This window comes from Streptomyces sp. NPDC050625 (assembly GCF_040654755.1).
GTDB lineage: Bacteria > Actinomycetota > Actinomycetes > Streptomycetales > Streptomycetaceae > Streptomyces.
Window position 1 is genome coordinate 1 of the sequence record NZ_JBFAIQ010000007.1, and the last position, 23865, is coordinate 23865.

Annotated in this window: 23 protein-coding genes; 9 read left to right on the plus strand and 14 right to left on the minus strand. The window is 72.1% G+C overall.

The features are described 5' to 3' along the window. The 4 genes from AB0I54_RS17995 to AB0I54_RS18010 all read right to left on the minus strand — a co-directional run. The coding region (locus AB0I54_RS17995; protein WP_363296961.1) for a dihydrolipoyl dehydrogenase at positions 1-1130 on the minus strand (1130 nt) is incomplete at its 3' end. A 259-nt stretch (positions 1131-1389) separates the two neighbouring features. Beyond that, on the minus strand, positions 1390-2910 hold the full coding sequence (locus AB0I54_RS18000; protein WP_363296962.1) for a leucyl aminopeptidase: 1521 nt from the start codon (positions 2908-2910) through the stop codon (positions 1390-1392). A gap of 213 nt (positions 2911-3123) precedes the next feature. Further along, on the minus strand, positions 3124-3744 hold the full coding sequence (locus AB0I54_RS18005) for an RDD family protein (protein WP_363296963.1): 621 nt from the start codon (positions 3742-3744) through the stop codon (positions 3124-3126). Positions 3745-3789: 45 nt separating this feature from the next. Beyond that, positions 3790-4575, minus strand: a complete 786-nt coding sequence (locus AB0I54_RS18010) for an adenosylcobinamide-GDP ribazoletransferase (protein WP_363296964.1) — start codon at positions 4573-4575, stop codon at positions 3790-3792. A gap of 110 nt (positions 4576-4685) precedes the next feature. On the opposite strand from AB0I54_RS18010, the gene AB0I54_RS18015 reads away from it, so the two are divergent. Beyond that, entirely contained in the window at positions 4686-5453 is a 768-nt protein-coding gene (locus AB0I54_RS18015) for a hypothetical protein (protein WP_363296965.1), read from the plus strand. 22 nt (positions 5454-5475) lie between these two features. Here AB0I54_RS18015 and AB0I54_RS18020 read toward each other — a convergent pair whose 3' ends face one another. The 3 genes from AB0I54_RS18020 to cobT all read right to left on the minus strand — a co-directional run bounded on the left by AB0I54_RS18020 (position 5476) and on the right by cobT (position 9194). After that, positions 5476-6192, minus strand: a complete 717-nt coding sequence (locus AB0I54_RS18020) for a hypothetical protein (RefSeq protein WP_363296966.1) — start codon at positions 6190-6192, stop codon at positions 5476-5478. Beyond that, entirely contained in the window at positions 6189-7985 is a 1797-nt protein-coding gene (locus AB0I54_RS18025; protein ID WP_363296967.1) for a phosphatidylglycerol lysyltransferase domain-containing protein, read from the minus strand. The genes AB0I54_RS18020 and AB0I54_RS18025 overlap by 4 nt, the downstream gene beginning before the upstream one ends. Before the next feature lie 66 nt (positions 7986-8051). Next, a complete protein-coding gene (gene cobT, locus AB0I54_RS18030) occupies positions 8052-9194 on the minus strand; it encodes a nicotinate-nucleotide--dimethylbenzimidazole phosphoribosyltransferase (RefSeq protein ID WP_363296968.1) in 1143 nt (380 codons plus the stop codon). Between the two features lie 133 nt (positions 9195-9327). Between cobT and AB0I54_RS18035 the strand changes: the two genes are divergently transcribed. Continuing rightward, positions 9328-10314, plus strand: coding sequence for a class I SAM-dependent methyltransferase (locus AB0I54_RS18035; RefSeq protein ID WP_363296969.1), 987 nt, complete (start codon positions 9328-9330; stop codon positions 10312-10314). Between the two features lie 3 nt (positions 10315-10317). Here AB0I54_RS18035 and AB0I54_RS18040 read toward each other — a convergent pair whose 3' ends face one another. After that, positions 10318-11526: a bifunctional adenosylcobinamide kinase/adenosylcobinamide-phosphate guanylyltransferase gene (locus tag AB0I54_RS18040; RefSeq protein ID WP_363296970.1), complete on the minus strand. Its 1209-nt coding sequence runs from the start codon at positions 11524-11526 to the stop codon at positions 10318-10320. A gap of 224 nt (positions 11527-11750) precedes the next feature. Between AB0I54_RS18040 and AB0I54_RS18045 the strand changes: the two genes are divergently transcribed. Beyond that, positions 11751-11963: a hypothetical protein gene (locus AB0I54_RS18045; RefSeq protein WP_316765030.1), complete on the plus strand. Its 213-nt coding sequence runs from the start codon at positions 11751-11753 to the stop codon at positions 11961-11963. A gap of 70 nt (positions 11964-12033) precedes the next feature. Here AB0I54_RS18045 and AB0I54_RS18050 read toward each other — a convergent pair whose 3' ends face one another. Both AB0I54_RS18050 and AB0I54_RS18055 read right to left on the minus strand, forming a co-directional pair. Further along, positions 12034-12735, minus strand: coding sequence for a methyltransferase domain-containing protein (locus AB0I54_RS18050; protein ID WP_363296971.1), 702 nt, complete (start codon positions 12733-12735; stop codon positions 12034-12036). A gap of 83 nt (positions 12736-12818) precedes the next feature. Further along, complete coding sequence (locus tag AB0I54_RS18055; protein WP_363297423.1) at positions 12819-13454, minus strand: DUF3043 domain-containing protein; 636 nt, start codon at positions 13452-13454, stop codon at positions 12819-12821. 271 nt (positions 13455-13725) lie between these two features. Here AB0I54_RS18055 and AB0I54_RS18060 point away from each other — a divergent pair, with 271 nt between their 5' ends. The 4 genes from AB0I54_RS18060 to AB0I54_RS18075 are packed head-to-tail and all read left to right on the plus strand — an operon-like array spanning position 13726 to position 16770. Further along, positions 13726-14517 (plus strand): PspA/IM30 family protein, encoded by a 792-nt coding sequence (locus AB0I54_RS18060; RefSeq protein WP_363296972.1) that lies wholly within the window; start codon positions 13726-13728, stop codon positions 14515-14517. A gap of 30 nt (positions 14518-14547) precedes the next feature. After that, a complete protein-coding gene (locus AB0I54_RS18065; RefSeq protein ID WP_363297424.1) occupies positions 14548-14826 on the plus strand; it encodes a hypothetical protein in 279 nt (92 codons plus the stop codon). A 43-nt stretch (positions 14827-14869) separates the two neighbouring features. Continuing rightward, positions 14870-16090 (plus strand): sensor histidine kinase, encoded by a 1221-nt coding sequence (locus AB0I54_RS18070; RefSeq protein WP_363296973.1) that lies wholly within the window; start codon positions 14870-14872, stop codon positions 16088-16090. Then, entirely contained in the window at positions 16087-16770 is a 684-nt protein-coding gene (locus tag AB0I54_RS18075) for a response regulator transcription factor (protein ID WP_363296974.1), read from the plus strand. The genes AB0I54_RS18070 and AB0I54_RS18075 overlap by 4 nt, the downstream gene beginning before the upstream one ends. A gap of 141 nt (positions 16771-16911) precedes the next feature. On the opposite strand, the gene nadA is transcribed toward AB0I54_RS18075, so the two are convergent. Continuing rightward, positions 16912-18096: a quinolinate synthase NadA gene (gene nadA, locus AB0I54_RS18080; protein WP_363296975.1), complete on the minus strand. Its 1185-nt coding sequence runs from the start codon at positions 18094-18096 to the stop codon at positions 16912-16914. Positions 18097-18347: 251 nt separating this feature from the next. Here nadA and AB0I54_RS18085 point away from each other — a divergent pair, with 251 nt between their 5' ends. Beyond that, on the plus strand, positions 18348-18704 hold the full coding sequence (locus AB0I54_RS18085) for an iron-sulfur cluster assembly accessory protein (protein ID WP_363296976.1): 357 nt from the start codon (positions 18348-18350) through the stop codon (positions 18702-18704). Positions 18705-18780: 76 nt separating this feature from the next. On the opposite strand, the gene AB0I54_RS18090 is transcribed toward AB0I54_RS18085, so the two are convergent. Together AB0I54_RS18090 and AB0I54_RS18095 are read right to left on the minus strand one after the other, a co-directional pair. Next, positions 18781-20364 (minus strand): hypothetical protein, encoded by a 1584-nt coding sequence (locus AB0I54_RS18090; protein WP_363297425.1) that lies wholly within the window; start codon positions 20362-20364, stop codon positions 18781-18783. A 761-nt stretch (positions 20365-21125) separates the two neighbouring features. Then, on the minus strand, positions 21126-21335 hold the full coding sequence (locus tag AB0I54_RS18095) for a hypothetical protein (protein ID WP_363296977.1): 210 nt from the start codon (positions 21333-21335) through the stop codon (positions 21126-21128). Between the two features lie 130 nt (positions 21336-21465). Between AB0I54_RS18095 and AB0I54_RS18100 the strand changes: the two genes are divergently transcribed. Beyond that, positions 21466-22440: a carbohydrate kinase family protein gene (locus tag AB0I54_RS18100; protein WP_363296978.1), complete on the plus strand. Its 975-nt coding sequence runs from the start codon at positions 21466-21468 to the stop codon at positions 22438-22440. Here the strand turns inward: AB0I54_RS18100 and AB0I54_RS18105 are convergent, their stop codons facing one another. Then, the gene (locus tag AB0I54_RS18105; RefSeq protein WP_363296979.1) at positions 22441-23817 is read right to left on the minus strand and encodes an aminotransferase class V-fold PLP-dependent enzyme; all 1377 of its coding nucleotides are present in this window, start codon (positions 23815-23817) and stop codon (positions 22441-22443) included. Positions 23818-23865 lie beyond the last annotated feature (48 nt).

Below are 23865 nucleotides of genomic sequence, written 5' to 3' on the forward strand. Positions count from 1 at the left end.
AGGTTGTACTTCAGAGCGACGACCTTGTCCGCGCCGTAGATCTCCTTGGCCTTGGCCTCGGTGATGCCCACGGAGGCGACCTCCGGGTGGCAGTACGTCACCCGCGGCACGCCGTCGTAGTCGATCGGAACGGCCTTGAGCCCGGCCAGGCGCTCCGCCACCAGGATGCCCTCGGCGAAGCCGACGTGCGCGAGCTGGAGCGTCGGGACCAGGTCACCGACGGCCGAGATGGTCGGCACGTTCGTGCGCATGTACTCGTCGACGAGGACGTAGCCGCGGTCCATCGCGACGCCCTGCTCCTCGTAGCCCAGGCCCTGCGAGACCGGGCCGCGGCCGACGGCGACGAGGAGGACCTCGGCCTCGAACTCCTTGCCGTCGGCGAGGGTGACCTTGACGCCGTCCTGCGTGTACTCGGCCTTCGAGAAGAACGTGCCGAGGTTGAACTTGATCCCGCGCTTGCGGAACGCGCGCTCAAGAAGCTTGGAGGAGTTCTCGTCCTCGACCGGGACGAGGTGCTTGAGGCCCTCGATCACCGTGACGTCGGAGCCGAAGGACTTCCACGCCGACGCGAACTCGACGCCGATGACGCCGCCGCCCAGGATGATCGCGGACTTCGGCACGCGGTCCAGGACGAGGGCGTGGTCGGAGGAGATGATGCGGTCGCCGTCGATCTCCAGGCCCGGCAGCGACTTCGGCACGGAGCCGGTCGCGAGGAGGACGTGGCGGCCCTGGACGCGCTGGCCGTTCACGTCCACGGAGGTCGGGGAGGACAGCCGCCCCGTGCCCTCGATGTACGTCACCTTGCGCGAGGCGACGAGCCCCTGCAGACCCTTGTACAGGCCCGAGATGACCTCGTCCTTGTACTTGTGGACGGCCGGTACGTCGATGCCCTCGAACGTGGCCTTCACACCGAACTGCTCGCTCTCGCGGGCCTGGTCGGCGATCTCGCCCGCGTGCAGCAGGGCCTTGGTGGGGATGCAACCCCGGTGCAGGCAGGTGCCGCCGACCTTGTCCTTCTCGATCAGGGCGACGTCCAGGCCCAGCTGAGCCCCGCGCAGGGCCGCGGCGTAACCACCGCTACCACCGCCGAGGATCACTAGGTCGAAAACGGTGCTGGCGTCGTTCGCCACGTCACGTCCTCCATGCATGTGCGCCACGCCGGTCTTCGGTGACCGGTCGGCGGCTGGTGTCCGGCCGCTCATTCTTCGGCCCTGTGATGGGGGCCCTGTCCTGCCGGGCTCCATCTTCGCACTTGTCGCTTGAGTTCGAGACGCGGGGCCACAGTGTGAGGCGTCCCACTTGACCGGAGTGTGAGGCGTCCCACTCGACCGAGCGGACCGCGGCGCCCCCGGCCGGTGGGCGCCGCGGTCCCCGTCCCCGGGGGGAGGGTCAGGCCAGTTCGCCGTCGGCGCTCAGCTCGGCCAGGCGCACCAGCGTGCGCACCGCCGAGCCCGTGCCACCCTTCGGGGTGTAGCCGAAGGGGCCCTGCTCGTTGAAGGCGGGGCCGGCGATGTCCAGGTGGGCCCAGGTGATGCCCTCGCCGACGAACTCGCGCAGGAAGAGACCGGCGACCAGGCCGCCGCCCGCGCGCTCACCCATGTTGGCGATGTCGGCGGTGGGGGAGTCCATGCCCTTGCGCAGGTGCTCGGGCAGCGGCATCGGCCACGAGGGCTCGCCGACCTGCTCGGCGGTCTCGTGCACCGTGGTACGGAACGCGTCGTCGTTGGCCATGACGCCCATGGTCCGGTTGCCGAGCGCCAGCACCATCGCGCCGGTCAGCGTCGCCACGTCCACGATCGCGTCCGGCTTCTCCGCCGAGGCGGCCCACAGGGCGTCGGCGAGGACCAGCCGGCCCTCGGCGTCCGTGTTGAGCACCTCGACCGTCTTGCCGCTGTACATGCGCAGCACGTCACCCGGGCGTACGGCGGCGCCCGAGGGCATGTTCTCGGCCAGCGCCAGCCAGCCGGTGACATTGACCTCAAGGCCCAGGCGCGCGGCTGCGACGACGGCGGCGAACACGGCGGCCGCGCCGCTCATGTCGCACTTCATCGTCTCGTTGTGACCGGCCGGCTTCAGGGAGATGCCGCCCGAGTCGTAGGTGATGCCCTTGCCGACGAAGGCCAGGTGCTTGGTCGCCTTCGAGTTCGTGTACGACAGCTTCACCAGGCGCGGGGCCGCCGCCGAGCCGCCGCCGACGCCGAGGATGCCGCCGTAGCCGCCCTTGGCGAGGGCCTTCTCGTCGAGCACCTGCACCTTGAGGCCGTGCTCCTTGGCCGCGGTCTGCGCGATCGCGGCGAACTGCGCCGGGTTGAGGTCGTTCGGCGGCATGTTGATCAGGTCGCGGGCGCGGTTGAGCTCCTCGGACACCGCGGTGGCGCGGGCGAGGGCCGCCTTGTGCGCCGCGTCGCGGGGCTTGCCGCCGAGCAGGGAGGCCTCGGCGAGCGGCGACCGGCCGTTCTTGGCGTCCTTGCCGTTCTCCTTGTACGCGTCGAAGGAGTACGCGCCCAGCAGCACGCCCTCGCCGACCGCGCCGACGGCGTCGGCGTCGGCGACGGGCAGCGCGAAGGCGGCCTTCTTGGTCCCGGCGAGCGCGCGGGCGGCGACACCGGCGGCCCGGCGCAGCGTCTCGGCGTCGTAGGACGCGTCCTTCTCCGGCTCCGCGCCCAGGCCCACCGCGACCACGAGCGGTGCCTTGAAGCCGGCCGGCGAGGGCAGCTTCGTCAGCTCGCCCTCGGCACCGGCGGCGCCGAGGGTGTCCAGGACGTCGGCGAGCCGGCCGTCGTACGCCTTGTCCACGGCTTCGGCGCCCGGCGCGACGACGGGTCCCTTGGCGCCCTTGGCGACACCGATCACGATCGCGTCGGCCCGCAGGCCGGGCGCCGCGGCGGTGCTGAGAGTAAGAGCAGTCACTGTGGTGAAACTCGCTTCCGATGTGAAGTTGCTGTGGCCGAGTGGGTGGGTCGACCGGGCCCGGGAGCCGACCCCGGGCGGGGCGCGTCTCAAGCGGGGCCTTCACCCTGTCGGCGAACACCCGGGACGAGCCTACGCGCGTGTGTGCGTTCACTCATTCCCGCATGCCGTTCACCGGTGCGTGGCGCCATGGTCGACTCCGGCGCCGGGGGCCTACCAGGACCGCGTCGGCGCCGCCGGGCCCGGCTCCACGACGGCGGGCGCGCCGAGCCCGAACCCGGTGACCGAGGTGCCGGCCAGCCGGTCGGCGAGCGAGCGGCGGCCCGGGAGGAGCACCGGCACGGCGTTGACCAGGAACAGCACCACCGCCAGCACCCACACCAGCACCGACAGCGCGAACTGACCCTCGATCAGCAGGACGCAGGCGACCGCGTACACGGCGACGTCGGCCGCGGTGGTGACGGCGGCCCGGCGGGCGGCGTGCCGGGACAGCCGCGGGGTGACCCTCAGCCCGAGGAGCCCCTTGCCGACGGTGCGGCCGAGGAACGCCAGGCAGGCCCACTGGTAGAGGAACGTGACGACGACGAGTGCCGCGAAGGCCTCCTCCACGTCCAGAACGACCTTGTCCCACAGCGACAGGCCCAGGTCGGTGGAGGCGTCGAGGACGTCACCGCGGGAGGTCAGCAGGTCGAACCCGCCGCGGGTCGCCAGCTCCGGGACGTCGGTGACGAGCGCGGATATCCGGTGGAAGGTGAGCACGGCGAGCAGCGAGGCCGCCGCGATCACCAGCCCGAAGTCGATGAACCAGGCCACGGCACGGCGCAGCTTCGGCATGGAAGTCCCCCGATCACACGTACTTGTCCATGTCGGCGGACGAGCCTAGCGACCCAGTGAGAGAACGACGAGTGCCGTCGTGGCGGCCGTCTCCGCGAGGCCGCCGAACACATCGCCGGTGACCCCGCCGAGGCGGCGCGTGCAGTGGCGCAGCAGGAGTTCGGCCACGGCGACGGCGGCGACGACCGCGAGGGCGGTACGGGCGATGTCGTACGGCCCGAAGAAGGCACCCCCGGCCGCGGCGAGCGCGACGACGGCGAGCGCGACGGCCGCCGCGCCGCCGCGCGGCACCACCCCGGCGACCGCCGCCCCCAGTCCGTCCGGCCGGGCGGCCGGCGTCCCGGCGCGGGCCGCGAGGGTCAGCGCCAGCCGGGCGGCGGCCGCCGAGACGATCGCGGCGAGCGCGCCCCGGGCCCATGAGCCGCCGTACGCCTGGGCCAGCGCGGCCACCTGGGTCAGCAGGACGAAGAGGAGGGTGATGACCCCGAACGGGCCGATGTCCGACTGCTTCATGATCCGGAGCGCGTCCTCGGCGGGCTTGCCGCTGCCCAGCCCGTCCGCGGTGTCGGCGAGACCGTCGAGGTGCAGGCCCCGGGTGAGGGCCGCGGGTACGGCGGCGGTGGCGACGGCCGCGAGCAGGGGCCCGGCGCCGAGGAACAGCAGCAGGCCGCCGAGCGCCGCCGCGCAGCCGCCGACCACGAGCCCGGCCAGCGGAGCGCAGAGCATGCCGCCGCGTGCGGCGTCCCGGTCCCAGCGGGTGACACGCACCGGGAGCACGGTGAGGGTGCCGAAGGCGAAGCGCAGGCCGTCCGGCCAGGGGATCTTGGACACCGGCGCAGGTTACCCGGCGGCCGGACCGATCCGTTCGGCCGCCGGGGAGACCGGGCGGGATCGCCGGGACACTCAGCGATGGACCTGGCATTCAGGGATAAAGTGCGCACATGGGGCACTGGTTGGAGCGGAACATCATCGAACCCGGCAAGCTTCCGCTGCTCCTCGCGCTGGCCGCCTTCGTCCTGACCTTTCTGATCACCCGGGTCATCACCCGTCTGATCCGGGCGGGCAGAGGCCCGTTCGGCAATGTGAAGGCGGGCGGGCTGCACATCCACCACGTCGTGCCCGGTGTCATCCTCACCGTCGTCGGGGGGTTCGGGGCCGTCGCCGCCGCCGACCGGCACGGCTTCGAAGCGGCCTTCGCCGCGGTCGTCTTCGGTGTCGGCGCGGGACTGGTCCTCGACGAGTTCGCGCTGATCCTGCACCTCGCCGACGTCTACTGGACCGAGGAGGGCCGCAAGAGCATCGAGGTCGTCGTCGTCACCGCCGCCCTCGTAGGGCTGCTCCTCGCGGGCTTCGCGCCCTTCGGCGTCAACGACCTCTCGCAGGAGGAGCTCCAGGACCGCGGCACGGTCATCGTGACCATCGCGGTCAACTTCGTCTGCGCCCTCGTCGCGCTCTCCAAGGGCAAGTTGCGCACCGCGCTGTTCGGGGTGATCGTGCCGGTGGTCGCCCTCGTCGGCGCGATCCGTCTGGCCCGCCCCGCCTCCCCCTGGGCCAGACACTTCTACCGCAAGCGCCCCCGGGCCAGGGCGAGGGCCACCCTGCGCGCCTACCGCCACGACCGCCGCTGGGCCGGCCCCAGCCGCACCCTGCAGAACTGGATCGCAGGCAAACCCGACTCGAACCCGCCGAGCCTTCCCGGCCACCACTGAGGACACGGCCGTCGGCTCGGGCTCAGGTACGCAGCGGCGGTAATTCCCGGTCGGAGCCCGCTCGTCTCCTCAGGCGTACGAGGGCGTGGCGGTGGCGGTGCAGCAGGGCCGTCGCCCCGCACAGCGCCGTGACGCCCACGATCGCGGCCAGATGCTCCTTGCCCGCGAGGTTCTCCCGCACCACGACCTCGGCGATCATCGCCATGGCCACTCCGGCCGCCGTGACATGGGCGCCGTAACGCCACCCCACGTACACGGCGAGCCCCACCACGGCCGCCGACGGACCGGTGTCCACCACCAGCGCGTCCGAGGCCGGCAGGCCCAGCGGGGCGTGCGGGCCCAGGGCGATGCCGAGGCGGGCGTACAGGGTTCCGGCGAGTGTGGCGACGTACGCGATGGCCAGCGTCCGCCACCAGCCGAGGCAGATCTCGGCGATCCCGAACACGAACAGGATCTGGGCGAGCGCACCCCACACCGGCAGGTCCAGGGCCGGCACGAACAGCGACAGCGGAGTCCGCAGGAGCCCCAGCCACAGCGGGTCCTCGGCGCGCACGGCCCCGATGTTCTGCACGAACCGGTAGCCCCAGGACTGGTTCTGCACGAACTGCAGCGCCGCGGTCAGACACACCGCCGCGAGCGTCATCGGGAGCGCTCGCCAGCGCCGCTTGAGCAGCGGCTCGCGCACGGTGACCCAGAGCAGTCCCCATTCGGCGCGGACCCAGCGGGCGAGTGTCCTCATCTGTACGTCTCCAGGTGCTTTCGGTGCAGCCACTTCGGCAGCCCAGGTGCCTCCAGGAACCCTTCCGCGCGCGCCGACGCCAGGCCGATGCGCGGCAGGTCCGCGCTCTTCTCGAAGAGCAGGAACCGGGGCTCCCAGATGGGCCGGTACTTCGCGTTGGCGCGGTACAGCGACTCGATCTGCCACCAGCGCGAGAAGAAGCTGAGCAGCGACCGCCACAGCCTCAGTACCGGCCCGGCACCGAGGCGTGCGCCACGCTCGAAGACCGAACGGAACATCGCGAAGTTCAGCGAGACCTGAGTGATCTTGATCTCCCGGGCCCGCCGCAGCAGCTCGATGACCATGAACTCCATCAGTCCGTTGTCGGAGTCCCGGTCCCGCCGCATGAGGTCGAGCGACAGTCCCTGCGGACCCCAGGGGACGAATGACAGCAGCGCCTTGAGCTCGCCGTTCGCGTCCGTGCACTCCAGCATCACGCACTGTCCGTCGGCGGGGTCCCCGAGCCGCCCGAGCGCCATGCTGAAGCCGCGCTCGGTCGCCCCGTCCCGCCAGTCGTCGGCCCGGCCGACGAGGTAAGCCATCTCGTCGGCCGGAATGTCCGCGTGCCGCCGGATGCGCACCTGGTACCCGGCCCGCTTCACCCGGTTGAACGCCTGCCGGACGGTGCGCATCGCCCGCCCCTCCAGCGTGAACTCGGCCACCTCCACGATCGCCTCGTCGCCGAGCTCCAGGGCGTCGAGCCCGTGCCGTGCGTACACGGTCCCGGCCTCCTCGCTCGCCCCCATCACGGCCGGGATCCACCCGTGCTCGCGCGCCTGGGCCAGCCACGGCACGATCGCCCCGGGCCAGGCCTCCGGGTCGCCGATCGGATCCCCGGAGGCCAGCGACACCCCGCCCACCACCCGGTAGGCCACCGCGGCCTTCCCGGTCGGCGACCACACCGCGCTCTTCTCCCGGCGCAGCGCGAAGTACCCGAGCGAGTCCCGCTCGCCGTGCCGGTCGAGCAGCGTCCGCAGCCGCTTCTCGTCGTCCTCGGTGAGCGGGTCGACGGCGCGCCGGGAGCGGAAGGCGGCGTAGAGGACGGCGAGGACGAGGATCGTGCTGAGCACGTTGATGACGACGTTGACCCAGTTGGGCGTGGAGATCCCGGGGAAGCGGGACTCGTCGGCGGCGACCGAGATCAGCCGCAGCGTGCCGTAGTGCCAGCGCTCCGTGAACGTCGAACGGGCCGCGTCCGGCGCCTGGTCGGTGACCGTCACCAGGAGCGCGGCCAGCAGGGAGGCGAGCAGCCCGCCGCCGACCGCGACGGTGGCGGCGAGCTTGGGGTTGGACCGGTCGCCCTTGGCGTAGAACTCCCGCCGCCCCACGAGCAGCGCGCCGACGAAGGCGGCCGTGAGGACGAGGGAGATCCAGTTCTGTGCGTACTGCCGGATCTCCGGGAACGCCATGGCGAGGACGAACAGGGCCAGGAACACCCCGCTCAGCACCAGGTTCAGGATCCACGCGGCCCGCTTGCGGCGCCGCATGGTGATCGCCAGGAAGGCGGTGAAGACACCGGAGGCGAAGCCGGCCGTCAGCAGATACGGCGTGAAGAAGTTCTCCTGGTTGTGCCGCCGCACGTCCTGCCCCAGGGACACCCACACCGCGCTGAGGAAGTTGATGAAGGCGACGGCCCGCAAGTACCAGACGGCGAAGGCGGCGGCCCGCCGGGAGGCCCCGGTGGACCGCCGCTCCGTGTCACCCGGGCGCCCCGGGCCGGCTTCCTGTTCAGCGGCAATTCGGGCATCTCCCATAGGGGAGGATCATATGGGCGCGGACACGGCGAACCGCGTCATTCAGGCCGGACCGCCCTCTTCGGATTAGTCCTCTTCGACGCCCTTCTCCGCGTCCGTCCCGGCGTCCGTCACCGCGTCCTTCGCGGCGTCCGCGTCGGAGCCGTCCTCGGCGTCCTTCTCCGGCTCCTTCTCGGGAAGCTCCGCCGCCAGCGCCGCCGCGGCCTGCACGAGCGGCAGCGCGAGCAGCGCCCCGGCGCCCTCCCCGACGGTCACCCCCTGGTCGAGCAGCGGCTCCAGGGCCATCCGGTCCAGCGCCTTCGCCTGCCCCGGCTCCCCGCTGCCGTGCCCGGCCAGCCACCAGTCCGGCGCCCGGAACGCGACGCGCTGCGCGACCAGCGCACACGCGGCCGCCACGACCCCGTCCAGGATCACCGGCAGCTTCCGTACGGCGGCCTGCAGCAGAAACCCCGTCATCGCGGCGAGGTCGGCCCCGCCCACGGTGGCGAGCAACTCCAGCTGGTCGCCGAGCACCGGCCGGGCCCGGCGCAGCGCATCACGGACCGCCGCGCACTTACGCATCCAGGTCAGGTCGTCGATCGCGAGCCCGCCCCGCCCGGTGACCACCGACGCGTCGGTCCCGCACAGCGCCGCGACCAGCACGGCCGCCGCCGTGGTCCCGCCCACGCTCACATCCCCGAGCACCACCAGATCCGTACCCGAGTCGGCCTCCTCGTCGGCCACCGCGACACCCGCACGGAAGGCGGCCTCCGCCTCCTCCGCGGTCAGCGCGTCCTCGATGTCGATACGACCGCTGCCGCGCCGCACCCGGTGCCGTACGACGTCCTGCGGCAGCGCGTCCGGCTCGCAGTCCAGCGCCATGTCCACGACCCGCACCGGCACACCGAGCCGCCGCGCGAGCACCGACACCGGGCTGGCCCCCTCCAGCACGGACCGCACCAGCAGCTCGGCGCTGCCCGCGGGCCGCGCGGAGACGCCCAGTTCGGCGATTCCGTGGTCACCGGCGAAGAGAACGACCCGCGGCCGTTCGACCGGTCGTACCGGCACCGCGCCCTGCGCGGCCGCCAGCCACTCACCCAGTTCGTCCAGACGCCCCAGCGACCCGGGCGGCACGACCAGACGTTCCCGTCGCGCCTCGGCGTCACGGCGCACGCCCCCGTCCGGGCGCTCGATCAGATCGGTGAAGTCGTCGAGATTAAGCGAGCTCATTCGCCGAACAGTACCGGCAGAGAACCAACGGTTCCGCGCCACATCGCCACCCCACCCGGACGGCGTCTTGGCACCCAAGATCGGAATCCCATACGTTCCGCTTTGCAGCGGATTGTCGTACAGGGAGCCGCCCATGCCGCCCTCGCCCCCCACCCCGCAGTCCACCGACGGATTCCACGAGCCGCGCCGCGAGGACTGCCCCTGGTGCGGTTCGAGACGCCTGCGCACCCGGCTGCGCGCGCCCGACTTCACCCGGCACAGGCCCGGCACGTTCGTCGTCGACGAGTGCCGCGACTGCGCCCACGCCTTCCAGAACCCACGGCTCACCTCCGAGGGACTCGCCCTCTACCACCGGGACTTCTACGAAGGGCACTTGGAGGACTTCGCCGAGCGCATCCTCGCCGCCCGCGCCGGCCGGCGGCGCCACCGGGCCGCGGCCCGCGCGATGCTCGCCCTGCCCGAGCCGGAGAGCTGGCTGGACGTCGGCACGGGCCACGCCCACTTCCCTCAGTCGGCGAGGGAACTCTTCGCCTACACGTCCTTCGACGGCCTGGACCCGACCCCGCGCGTGGAGTGGGCCCGGGCGGCCGGCCGTATCGAGGAGGCCCACCAGGGCCACCTCACCACCCCCGCCGTACTCGCCCGGCTGCGCTCCCGCTACGACGTGGTCAGCATGTTCCACCACCTGGAGCACACCCCCGACCCGCGCGCCGAACTCCGCGCCGCCCTCACCGCCCTGCGCCCCGGCGGCCATCTCCTCGTCGAAGTCCCCGACCCCCACAGCGCGTTCGCCACGCTCCTGGGCAAGTGGTGGCTCCCCTACAGCCAGCCCCGCCATCTCCATCTGATGCCCCTGGACAACCTGCGCGCGGAACTGGAGTCCCAGGGCTGCACCATCGTCACCACGGACCGCAGAGCCCCCCACATCCCCTACGACCTGTCAGCGGCCCTCTCCCTGGCCCTGACCCATGTCCTGCCCAGGGCATGGCACCCGGCGACCACCCCCCTGGTGACCGCCGCGACAGCCCTCGACCACACCCTGGCCCCGCTCCTGCGCCGCACCCGCTTCTCCAACGCCTACCGGATCATCGCCCGCAAGAACCCGGCACAACCTGCGTAGCCCTCAAGGCCGCAGCACCAGGGCCTGCCCCGCCACCACCAGCAGCACCTGCTCGCACTCGGCCGCGAACGCCGCGTTCAGCCGCCCCAGTTCATCCCGGTAGCGCCGCCCGGACGCGGTGGCCGGCACGATCCCCGAACCCACCTCGTTCGACACGGCGACCACGGTCCGCCGGGCGGCCCGCACCGCCGCCGTCAGCTCCCGCACCCGCTCCCGCAACGCCCGTTCACCCCCGGCCGCCCACTCCGCGTCGTCCCACGCCCCGACCGAGTCCATCGCATCCGTCAGCCACAACGACAGACAGTCGATCAGCAGCGGCGGCCCGTCCTCCGCCAGCAGGGGCACGAGGTCGCAGGTCTCCGTCGTACGCCACGACCCCGGCCGCCGCTCCCGGTGCGCGGCCACCCGGGCCGCCCACTCGGTGTCCCCGTTGCGCGAACCGCCCGTCGCCACGTACAGCACGTCGGGAAACGCCTCCAGCCGCCGCTCGGCCTCCACGGACTTCCCCGACCGGGCGCCACCGAGGACCAGCGTGCGCCGCGGCACGTCGGGCACCTCCTCGTACGCCCCCACCACCAAGGTCGCCCCGTCCGGCACCGCCCGCGCCCCCGCGGCGGCCAGCCGGCGCCGCAACTCCGCGCCCGGCGGCACATCGTGGTCCAGATGCACGGCGACCACATCCGTCGTCGGCCCCACGGCCCCCACCGCCCGCAGCTTGGCCAGCGCGTCCGGCCGCCCCACGACGTCCGCGAGGACCAGGTCGTACACCTCGGCGGGAACCGTCCCCTCCTCCAGCCCGGCCGGCGCGGACCCGGGCGGCAGATACAGCAGCCGCTGCCCCGCCGGCCCGGTCACCGCGTACCCGGTGCCGCCCGCGTCCATCGCCAGCGCCCGCACCCGATGCCCCGTCAGCAGCGCCAACTCCCGCCCGTCCGGCACCCGCACCGGCTGCGGCAGCCCGGCCGGCACCTCCACGGCGGGCCCGTCGTGCGGATGCGACAGCAGCACCTGCCGCACACCCCCCAGCGAACGCCCGGCCCGAGCGGCCGCGAACGCCGCCCCGGGCGTGAGATCGAGCAACAGCGCCCCGTCCACGAGCAGCGCGGCAGCAGCCCGCGCATCCGGCCCCAACGCCGTCGCACAGACGGCACAGGGACATGCGGGGCGGGGCAGTCCCGCGGGGGCACCGGTTCCGAGCAAGGTCACTTCCACGGACCGATTTTCACCCGGCGGCGCAGGTCTCGCGCACTGGTAGCCCCGAAGGGGCACCAGTAGGGGCGCGGGGAACTGCGCGACAAGCCCCCACCGGCCGAGAGTTGATCCACAACCCGCAGTGCTCTCACCGCCGACCCAGCGGAGCGAATAGGCTGACGCAGGCGGGAGCCGATCAAGATTCCGGCCCCTGATCTGCACGTGCCGACACCTTGGAGGCGTACATGGCGGCATGGACGTGGCGGTTCGAGAAGGCCGACGGGACGGAGGTCCAGCCCGCGGTGCAGCCCGAGGAATTCACCACGCAGGGGGATGCCGAGTCATGGATCGGTGAGCACTGGAAGGCCCTTCTCGAGGGCGGCGCGGACCAGGTGCGGCTCTTCGAGGACACGACGGAGATCTACGGGCCGATGAACCTGCACGCCGAAGAGTCGTAGGACCTCCGGGTCGGCTCTCACGGGGCGGTCCCGCCGACGCGGCCGCCCCGTTCCCTTTCGCCCCGGCGGCTCAGCCCCGTACGCCGCACAGATGCAGCAGCGCCGCGACCCCCCGGTAGGGATCCGTCCGCCCGGCCCGCTCCTCGGCGGCCAGCAGCGTGTCCAGGTCGGCCGGGATCTCCGTGCCGTCCGCGGCCGTGTCGGTGAAGACCCGTACGCCGTACCAGGCGTGCAGCGGGGCGCCGATCCCGGCCAGCGTGGCCGTCAGCGTCTCCAGCCGGTCGGCCCGTACGTCGAGCCCCAGCCGGTTCCGGTAGGCCGTCGTGTCGAACGCGCCCAGCGCCCCGGCCCAGTCGCCGGCCAGCCCCGGCCGCATGGCCAGCGCGTCCCCGTTGCGCACCAGCAGCGACAGCAGTCCGCCCGGGGCGAGCATCCGGGCCAGCCCGGCCACCAGCGGGTCGGGCTCCTCGACGTACATGAGCACGCCATGGCAGAGCACCACGTCGAAGCTGCCCGGCAGGAAGTGCACGCCGGTGTCCCGCCCGTCGCCCTGGACGATCCGCATCCGCTCGCGGATCCCCTCCGGCTGCCCGGACAGGACCTCACGGGCGGCCGCGATCATCGTGGCGTCCTGCTCGACGCCGGTCACATGATGCCCGGCCCGGGCCAGCCGCAGCGCCTGCGTGCCCTGGCCCATCCCCACGTCGAGCACCCGCAGCCGCTGCCCGACCGGGAACCGCCCGGCTATCTGCTCATCGAGCTGCCGGGCCACCAGCTCCTGTCGTACGACATCACGCAGACCGCCCAGCCTGCTCAGCCAGGCATCGGCCGCACCCCCGGAGAAAGCCTCTGCGCTCAGGGCCGCTCTCCGCGCTTGACCTGCGGCTTCGGCAGCCGGAGCCGGCGCATCTGGAGGGAGCGCATCAGGGCGTAGGCGACCGCGCCCCGACGGTTCTGGTCCGGGAAGCGCTCGCCCAGCCGCTTGCGCAGCCGGAACGCCGAGACGATCGAGTCGAGCACGATCAGCACGATCACCACGAGCCAGAGCAGCAGCGCGATGTTCTGCAGCGAGGCCACCCGCACGACGCTCAGCACGAGGATGACCACGGCCAGTGGCAGGAAGAACTCCGCCACGTTGAAGCGCGAGTCGACCCAGTCGCGGGCGAACTTGCGGACCGGGCCCTTGTCGCGGGCGGGCAGATACCGCTCGTCGCCGCCGGCCAGCGCCTGACGCTGCCGCTCCATCTGGGTACGGCGCTCGTCGCGCTGTCGCTTGGCGGCCTCCTTGCGGGTCGTCGGCGTGTTGGCGACGCTGCGGCGCTGGGACTGGGCCTCACTGCGCTTGGGCGTGGGCCTGCCCTTGGGGGCCTGCGGGTCACGGGGCTGCGTGGAGTCGGTCACCGGCACCTTGTCGGTGGGCGCCTTCTCGTCCTTTGAACGGCTACGAAACACAAAACCCAAGGGTACGGGGTGGCGGGGCGTAGACCCCAGCGGAGCGGGGAACGATCCGGCAACACCAGTCGTCTGTAGGGGGACAGAGGGGACGTTGCAGGCGGTTCACCCGGCAGTCACCTCGGGGGCTGCCTCGGGGGCTGCCTCGGGGACCACCTACTCCCTACGCCGGAGCGGGACCGTCCGTAGTCGTCCTTGGGGATGAGCGCATCCGTCCCCGAACAGTGCGGTAATGGAGTCAGGGCCCGTACTGTGGGTTCTGTCGCAGATCTGTGAGCTGGAGTCCGTCAGAAGGGGGCGCGCGAAGCCCATGAGCGGTGTCATGAAGCGTATGGGGATGATCTTCCGCGCGAAGGCGAACAAGGCCCTTGACCGGGCCGAGGACCCGCGCGAGACCCTCGATTACTCGTACCAGAAACAGCTGGAACTGCTCCAGAAGGTCCGCCGCGGCGTCGCGGACGTGGCGACCTCACGCAAGCGCCTGGAGCTCCAGCTCAACCAGCTCCAGCAGCAGTCCACCAAGCTGGAGGACCAGGGCCGCAAGGCGCTCGCGCTGGGCCGGGAGGACCTGGCCCGCGAGGCGCTGTCCCGCCGCGCCGCCCTCCAGCAGCAGGTCACCGACCTGGAGACACAGCACACCACGCTCCAGGGCGAGGAGGAGAAGCTCACCCTCGCGGCCCAGCGCCTCCAGGCCAAGGTCGACGCCTTCCGCACCAAGAAGGAGACGATCAAGGCGACCTACACCGCGGCCCAGGCCCAGACCCGCATCGGCGAGGCCTTCTCCGGCATCTCCGAGGAGATGGGCGACGTCGGCCTGGCCATCCAGCGCGCCGAGGACAAGACGGCCCAGCTCCAGGCCCGCGCCGGCGCCATCGACGAGCTCCTCGCCTCCGGCGCCCTGGACGACCCCTCCGGCATGGCCAAGGACGACATCCAGGCCGAGCTGGACCGGCTCTCCGGTGGTACGGATGTAGAGCTGGAACTGCAGCGCATGAAGGCGGAGCTGGCCGGAGGCTCGCCCCAGCAGGCGATCGAGGGCGGCACCGGCCAGTCGCAGTCCCAGCAGCAGCCGCAGGACACCCCGCGCTTCGACAAGCAGTAGCCACAAGCCTGGAGGGCCGAGATGGCGGACATGATCGTACGGATCATGGGGGAGGGTCAGGTGAGGCTGGCCGGCAGCCACCTCGCCGAACTCGACAAGCTGGACGACGAGCTCCTGTCCGAGATGGAGAACGGCGACGGCCCGGCCTTCCGCCGCACCCTCCAGGCACTCCTCGCCAAGGTCCGCGACCTGGGCGAACCGGTACCCGACGACTCCCTGGCCCCCTCCGACCTGATCCTCCCGTCACCCGACGCGACGCTGGAGGAGGTCCGGGAACTGTTGAGCGACGACGGTCTCATCCCGGGGTGACGGGGCTGGGGGCGGCGGCATCCGGCGACGTACTGTTCACCCCGTGAGCACCCTGGAACGCGCCCGCAGCCGGCTGAAGGCGCACCCCCTCGCGCTCGACGCGGCGATCGCGGCGGGCGCTCTGGTGTGCATGGTCGTCGGCTCCTTCGTGGACCCCCACGGGGAGGCCGACGCCATCTGGGGCATCCGCAGCCCGGACCCGCTCAGCCTCGTCCTCATGACCGTCGGTGCTGCTGCGCTCGTCCTCCGCCGCAGCGCCCCCAAGACGGTCCTCGCGATCACCGGCACCGTCGCCCTGGTCGAGTGCGTCACCGGTGACCCCCGCGCACCGGTCGCGATGGCCGCCGTGGTCGCCCTCTACACCGTCGCCTCCACCACCGACCGGCCCACCACCTGGCGCGTCGGCCTGCTCACCATGACCGTGCTGACCGGCGCCGCCATGCTCGCCGGCCCGCTGCCCTGGTACGCCCAGGAGAACCTCGCCATCTTCGCCTGGACCGGCATCGGCGCCACCGCCGGAGACGCCGTCCGCAGCCGCCGTACGGTCGTCCGGGCCATGCGGGAGCGTGCCGAGCGTGCCGAGCGCACCCGGGAGGAGGAGGCCCGGCGGCGCGTCGCCGAGGAGCGGCTGCGCATCGCCCGCGATCTGCACGACGTCGTCGCCCATCACATCGCCCTGGTCAACGTTCAGGCCGGGGTCGCCGCCCATGTCATGGACAAGCGCCCCGACCAGGCCAAGGAGGCCCTCGCGCATGTGCGCGAGGCCAGCCGCTCCGCGCTCAACGAGCTTCGCGCCACCGTCGGTCTGCTCCGCCAGTCCGGCGACCCCGAGGCCCCCACCGAGCCGGCCCCCGGCCTCAGCCAGCTCGACGAACTCGCCGGCACCTTCCGCAGCGCCGGCCTCCCGGTCCAGGTCGCCCGCGCCGACCAGGGCACCGCACTGCCCGCCGCCGTCGACCTGGCCGCGTACCGGATCATCCAGGAGGCCCTGACCAATGTGCAGAAGCACGCGGGCCCCGAAGCCAGGGCCGAGGTCAGCGTCGTACGCGTGGGACCGAACATAGAGGTCACCGTCCTCGACGACGGCTCCGGGGACGACGCCACCGTCGAGGTGGGCGGCGGCCACGGACTGCTCGGCATGCGCGAACGCGTCACGGCCCTGCGCGGCACCCTCACCACGGGTCCCCGCTACGGCGGCGGCTTTCGCGTGCATGCGATCCTTCCGGTCAGGACCCGCACCGCCGCGACGGGGGAGACCGCATGACGATCCGTGTCCTGCTCGCCGACGACCAGGCACTGCTCCGCAGCGCGTTCCGGGTGCTCGTCGACTCCGAGCCCGACATGGAGGTCGTGGGCGAGGCGTCCGACGGCGCGGAGGCGGTACGGCTGACCCGGGAACGGCAGGCCGACGTCGTCCTGATGGACATCCGGATGCCGGGCACCGACGGCCTCGCAGCCACCCGCCTGATCAGCACCGACCCTTCCCTCACGGATGTCCGCGTGGTGATCCTGACGACCTTCGAGGTCGACGACTACGTGGTGCAGGCGCTGCGCGCGGGCGCTTCCGGCTTCCTCGGCAAGGGGTCGGAGCCCGAGGAACTCCTCAGCGCCATCCGGATCGCCGCGGGCGGCGAGGCCCTGCTCTCCCCGACGGCCACCAAGGGCCTGATCGCCCGGTTCCTCGCCCAGGGCGACGCGGGGGACGACGGCCGCGACCCCGCCCGCTCCGACCGGCTCGGCGCCCTCACGGGCCGGGAGCGGGAGGTGCTGGTCCAGGTCGCCGGCGGCCACTCCAACGACGAGATCGCCGAGCGTCTGGTGGTCAGCCCGCTGACGGTGAAGACGCATGTCAACCGGGCCATGGCCAAACTGGGCGCCCGGGACCGGGCACAGCTCGTGGTGATCGCGTACGAGTCGGGCCTGGTCCGCCCCAGAGCGGACTGACTCCGCCGCCTCGCGGGCCGGAAAAGCGGTGCCCCTCGTCATCTTGAGGGGCACCGCTCCGGTGCATGCGGGGTGCTTCTGTACGGCGGGTCTTACGGCAGCTGTACGCGGTCGTCTTACGGCAGCAGCTGTACGCGGGTCTTACGGCAGCGCCAGCATGCGCTCCAGCGCCAGCTTGGCGAACGCCTCGGTCTCCTTGTCGACCTCGATGCGGTTGACCAGGTTGCCGTCGGCCAGGGACTCCAGGGCCCAGACCAGGTGGGGCAGGTCGATGCGGTTCATGGTCGAGCAGAAGCAGACCGTCTTGTCGAGGAAGACGATCTCCTTGCCCTCGGGCGCGTAGCGGTTCGCCAGCCGGCGGACCAGGTTCAGCTCCGTGCCGATGGCCCACTTGGACCCGGCCGGGGCGGCCTCCAGGGTCTTGATGATGTACTCCGTGGAGCCGACGTAGTCGGCGGCGGCCACGACCTCGTGCGTGCACTCGGGGTGGACCAGGACGTTCACACCGGGGATCCGGGCGCGCACATCGTTGACCGAGTCCATGTTGAAGCGGCCGTGGACCGAGCAGTGGCCCCGCCACAGGATCATCTTCGCCGCGCGCAGCTCGTCGGCGGTCAGGCCGCCGTTCGGCTTGTGCGGGTTGTAGACGACGCAGTCCGCGAGGGACAGGCCCATGTCGCGGACGGCGGTGTTGCGGCCGAGGTGCTGGTCCGGCAGGAACAGGACCTTCTCGCCCTGCTCGAAGGCCCACTCAAGGGCCCGCTTGGCGTTCGAGGAGGTGCAGATCGTGCCGCCGTGCTTGCCCGTGAACGCCTTGATGTCCGCGGAGGAGTTCATGTACGAGACGGGCACGACCTGCTCGGCTACGCCGGCCTCCGTCAGCACGTCCCAGCACTCCGCCACCTGCTCGGCCGTGGCCATGTCGGCCATGGAGCAGCCGGCGGCCAGGTCGGGCAGGACGACCTTCTGGTCGTCGGACGTCAGGATGTCGGCCGACTCGGCCATGAAGTGAACGCCGCAGAAGACGATGTACTCGGCCTCCGGGCGCGCCGCCGCGTCCCGCGCCAGCTTGAAGGAGTCGCCCGTGACGTCGGCGAACTGGATGACCTCGTCGCGCTGGTAGTGATGGCCGAGCACGAAGACCTTGTCACCGAGCTTTTCCTTGGCCGCGCGGGCGCGCTCGACCAGGTCCGGGTCGGACGGCGCGGGCAGGTCGCCGGGGCATTCGACGCCGCGCTCGCTCTTGGGGTCGGCATCACGGCCGAGGAGCAGCAGGGCGAGGGGAGTCGGCTGTACGTCGAGCTCCTGGGTCTGGGCGGTGGTCACGACACGCACCCTTTCTTCTTTTCGTCGAACTGACGCTATCTATCATAACCGGTTCACGTCAGTTTGACGATGCCGATAGCGTCGATGTGACGTGAATCCCGCCGGGCCGGCCCCGGGTTCACTGTTCGCTCCACGACGCGTGTGCGAGCATGAAGAGGAACCGAAAACGCAAGTGCTCGGCCTGGAATGAATTCGTGGGCCCGCCGGTTGCACTGTCGGCAAGCAGTCTCCGTACAACCCGGGAGAGATAGATGTCCGTATCGGACGAGACCACCACCGTCACCGACGGCATCGTTCTGACCGACGCCGCGGCGTCCAAGGTCAGGGCCCTGCTCGACCAGGAAGGCCGTGACGACCTCGCGCTGCGCGTCGCCGTCCAGCCCGGCGGCTGCTCCGGCCTGCGCTACCAGCTGTTCTTCGACGAGCGTTCGCTCGACGGCGACGTCGAGAAGGACTTCGACGGGGTCAAGGTCGTCACCGACCGCATGAGCGCCCCGTACCTGGGCGGCGCCACCGTCGACTTCGTGGACACGATCGAGAAGCAGGGCTTCACGATCGACAACCCGAACGCGACCGGCTCCTGCGCCTGCGGCGACTCCTTCAGCTGAACCGCACCCCAAAGACCGCGAAAGGCGGCGGCCCCCTCCGACGGGGCCGCCGCCTTCGCGCATCCCCGCGCCGTGGTCAGCGCGCCGAGGACGGCTGCGGCAGTCGTGCTCCCGGCTTTTGCAGCGGGATGTCCTGGCCGTCCGAGCCGACGACCTTGCGGGTGCCGAGGGGTTCGTCCAGCTGGACGGTCTGCTGGAACTGCTTGGCGATCATGATGCAGATCTTGTTGGGCCACGGCTTCTCGGTCACCGTGACCGTCACCCGGTCCGCGCTCTCGTCCGCGGAGGCCTTGTAGTCGGCGCACACCCCGCCCATGAAGCTCACGGTCAGCTCCTTGTCGTCGGCCGTGTAGCCGTCGACGTGGACGTCCCTCGTCTTCGGCGCCGAGCTCGGCTCACCGCCCGGTGAGGCCGGTTCCGTGGCCGGCGCCGACGAGGTCAGATACTTCGGGTCGACCGCCGGATACGTGACGGTGAAGGTGCCCCGCGCCTGCGCCCCCGTCACCTCGAACAGCCAGGACGGCACCAGCGCCTGCCGCCCCTCGACCGAGTGCGAGGCCAGCCCGAACACCGCGCGGTCCACCGTGACCGTGGACGGGTCCTGCGCCGGGGTGGGAGTCGCCGACAGCGGCGAGGTCGGTGCCGACGTCGACGCGCCGCAGGGCTGTTCGAGCCGGTCCTTCAGTGGTACGGGGGTGGCACAGCCGCCGATGCCCATGCGGGCGTCGGTCCGCGGTGCCGAGTTCATCAGGTCCAGCGTCTTCCGCGCGCTCAGCACCGGATACGTGTCGCCCTTGACCGGTGTCTTCAGCAGCCCGTAGCCGCCGATCACCTCACCCTGCCTGCCGACGGTCAGACCGGTCGTCCAGCCGTAGGTGGGCAGCCCGCCGACCACCGGATCGGCGTTCACCACCCGCTGGGCGCCCATCACCTGGCTCGCGTCGGCCTTCGCGTCGTCCTGGCCCAGCGCCTTCAGGATCGGTGCCGCGGCCTTCTGCGCGACGGCCACGCTCACCGGGGCGCCGGCCGGGGCGCCGGGGTCCTGGGTGCACACGAGGGTGCTCTTGCAGTTGTCGGTACCCGGCGCGTACCGGCTGAAGGTCCAGCTGCCCGGCGCCTGCCTGTTCACCTGCAGACTCGGCCCCGAGCCGTCCTTGTCCGGCCCGACCCGCCAGGTCTGCCCCTCGGCCACCGGCGTCCCGTCGATCCCGAACGCCTCGGCCAGCCGGGCCACCTCGTCCTCGGTGACCTCCCCGGCAGGCCGGTACACGGCCGCCGAGCCGGGCCCGTCGGGCAGCTTGCCGCTCGCCTCGTAGGTCACGCCGTACGGATTGGGCTCACCGGGCGCGATGCCGTTCGTACCGCCCGAGGCGGACGCATAGCCGTCAAGGGCGAGCGGCGGGGGAGTCCCTCCACCCCCGGGCGTCCCCGACCCGCTGCTCCCTCCCGAGCCACCACCGGCATGCGCGGCCAGATACGCCCCACCACCACCGACCAGCAACACGGCGGCGGCAACAGAAGCAACAAGCGCCACCGACCGCCGCCGCCCGCTCCGCTCATCCCCGCCGCCGAAGTCCCGTGCGACCTCCGGGACCTCGCCGCCCGACCCGGAACCGCCGCCCTCCGCCCCGGCGACTTCAGCCTCCGCCCCGACCGACACCGCGCCGTCGGCACTGCCCGCGCCCGGGCGCCGGGCCTCCGGCCCGGTGGGCTTGTCGTCGGCAGTCTGGTGCCGGGCTTCGGCTTGGGTGGCCTCGGTGTTCAGGGGCTCCGCCTCGGCGGACGGCGCGCCGTCGGTGCTGTTCGGGCCCGGGCGCCGGGCCTCCGGCCCGGTGGGCTCGTCGTCCGCAGTCCGGTGCCCGGCTTCGGCCTCGGTGGCGTCGGTGCTCGGAACCTGGGCCTCGGCCGATGGTGTGAACGCAGCGCTGTCCGAATCCCGATGCCCGGCCTCCGGCTCGGTGGCCGCCTCGCCCGCTGTCCCGCGTGCGGCGCGGGGCTCGGGGGCCATGGGCTCGGCGCCGTCCCCTGGCGCCTCGCGCGTGGCCTCCGAGCCCATGGCTTCGCCGTCCTGCGCCCCCAGGGCCTTGTCGGTCGGTGAGTCGTCCCCGGCCTCCGGGGCAGCTGACGTACCGGCGGACGCTTCCGCGTTCTCGCCGGTAGTCGCTTCGAAAGCCGTGCTCGGTGCCTGCGTCGTCTCCGAGTCGCCCGAGGGAGTTCCGTCGCCGGGCTCCGTGTTCCGCGGCCCGCCGGAGGCCTCCGCGTCGTCGTGGTCGGGTCGCTCGGTGTTCACCGCATCGCTCCTCGCTGGGTCGTATCCCGCATCCCCTTCACGGGGGACGGCAATGGGACGCAGCGGGGGAGCGCGCGGTTCCCTGAAAGGCGCCGGGGCGGATCAGGGGGCGTACTTCACTGGGGCGTCGCTCAGTCGCCGTAGTCGGACATCGCGTCCAGCAGTCGGGCGGACCTGGCCGGGACCTTCACGCCGTGGATGAGTGACGGGGAGACCGGACGGGCATCGATGTGCTCGGGAGCGGCCCAGTGGGGAGCCATCCGCGCACAGTCCCCGCGCAGCGACGCCAGGTCGCCGTCGAGATCGGCCGGAACGGAGGCATGGACCTTCAGGTTCGTCATGGCGGAACCGTAAGCACGTCGAGCCGCGCGAAGAAAGATCTACTATCGGGTAGTTTTGCCAACTTCAGAGCCTCGCCCGAACCCGGTAGCGTGAACTGTCAACCCGCCCCCCTCCAGGAGAGTCCTCGCCGTGCGCATCGCAGTCACCGGCTCCATCGCCACCGACCACCTCATGACCTTTCCCGGCCGCTTCGCCGACCAGTTCGTCGCGGACCAGCTGCACACGGTCTCGCTCTCCTTCCTGGTCGACAACCTGGACGTACGCCGGGGCGGCGTAGCCGCGAACATCGCCTTCGGCATGGGACAGCTCGGCTCGAAGCCGATCCTGGTCGGCGCCGCCGGCTTCGACTTCGACGACTACCGTGCGTGGCTCGACCGGCACGGTGTCGACACCGAGTCGGTCCGTATCTCCGAGACCCTGCACACCGCCCGCTTCGTGTGCACCACCGACGCGGACCACAACCAGATCGGCTCCTTCTACACGGGCGCGATGAGCGAGGCCCGCCTCATCGAGCTGAAGACGGTCGCGGACCGCGTCGACGGCCTCGACCTGGTCCTGATCGGCGCCGACGACCCGGAGGCGATGCTCCGCCACACGGAGGAGTGCCGCTCCCGTTCCATCGCCTTCGCCGCCGACTTCTCCCAGCAGATCGCCCGCATGGACGGCGAAGAGATCCGGATACTGCTGGACGGCGCGAAGTACCTCTTCTCCAACGAGTACGAGAAGGGCCTCATCGAGTCCAAGACCGGCTGGACCGACGAGGAGATCCTCGGCAAGGTCGGCCACCGCGTCACCACCCTCGGCTCCCGCGGCGTCCGCATCGAGCGGGCCGGCGAGGACCCGATCGAGGTCGGCTGCCCGGAGGAGGAGCGCAAGGCCGACCCCACCGGCGTCGGCGACGCCTTCCGCGCCGGCTTCCTCTCCGGCCTCGCCTGGGGCGTCTCCCTGGAGCGCGCCGCCCAGGTCGGCTGCATGCTCGCCACCCTCGTCATCGAGACGGTCGGCACCCAGGAGTACCAGCTGCGCCGCGCCCACTTCATGGACCGCTTCACCAAGGCGTACGGCCATGACGCCGCCGCCGAGGTCCAGGCGCACCTGGCCTGATCAGGACACCCGGCGGACCACGTACGCCGACCCCTGGTCCGCCGGCTCCTCACCCATGTACTCCTGCCCCCGCATCTCGCACCACGCGGGAATGTCCAGCCGGGCCGCCTCGTCGTCCGACAGGACCCGCACCGTGCCGCCCACCGGCACGTCCCCGATGACCTTGGCCAGCTCGATCACCGGGATCGGGCAGCGCTTGCCGAGGGCGTCCACCACCAGCTCCTCGGCCCGCACCACGGTCGCCGGAGCCGGCGCCCCCAGCTTCTCCCGTACCCCGGCCACCGCCCCCGCGAGCACCCCGAGGAACCGCTCGACGTCCTCCTCGGCCGTCCCCGGCGGCAGCGACACCCGTACGTTCCCCTCGGTCAGCACCCCCATCGCCGTCAGCACATGGCTCGGCGTCAGCGTGCTGCTCGTACAGGACGATCCGGACGATACGGAGAAACCCTCCCGGTCCAACGCGTGCAGCAGGGCCTCGCCGTCCACATAGAGACAGGAGAAGGTGACGATCCCGGGCAGCCGGTGCTCCGGATCGCCGACCACCTCCACGTCCGGCACCAACTGCGGTACCCGCGCCCGGATCCGCTCCGTCAGCTCCCGCAGCCGTACCGCCTCGGCGGCCGCCTCCGCTCGTACCGCCCGCAGTGAGGCGGCCGCGGCCACGACGGCCGGGATGTTCTCGAACCCGGCCGCACGCCCCGACTCCCGCTCGTCCACGGGCCCTTGGGAGGCGAACCGCACTCCCTTGCGCACGACGAGCAGTCCGACCCCGGACGGCCCGCCCCACTTGTGGGCGCTCGCCGCCAGCAGCGACCAGTCGCCCTCCACCCGCCCCCAGCCCAGCGACTGGGCCGCGTCCACCAGCAGCGGCACCCCGGCCGCCCGGCACGCCCCGGCCACCGCCGCGACCGGCTGCTCGGTCCCCACCTCGTGGTTGGCCGACTGCAGACAGGCCAGCGCGGTGTCCGGCCGCAGCTCCTTCTCGTACGACTCGACGCTCACCGCACCGGAACGCAGCACCGGCACCCGGGTCACCGTCCCGCCGTCCGCCTCGAACGCCTCGGCCGAATGGAGCACCGAGGAGTGTTCGACCGCTGACACGATCAGGTGGCGTCCGACCCGCCGACGCCCGGCCAGCGCTCCAGCGACTCCCATATGCACGGCACGCGTACCGGACGATGTGAACACCAGCTCATCACTCCGGCACCCCACGGCCTCGGCGGCCGCCTCCCGCGCGGCGTCGAGCAGCAGCCTCGCCCTGCGCCCTTCCCGGTAGAGCCGGGAGGGATCGGCCCATCCCTCGTCGAGAGAGGCCAACAACGCCTGACGGGCAACGGGATGAAGGGGAGCGCCGGAGGCAGCGTCGAAGTAGGACATACAGCAACGTTAAAGCTTGCGGCAGGTCACGAAGGCGCGAGGAACTGC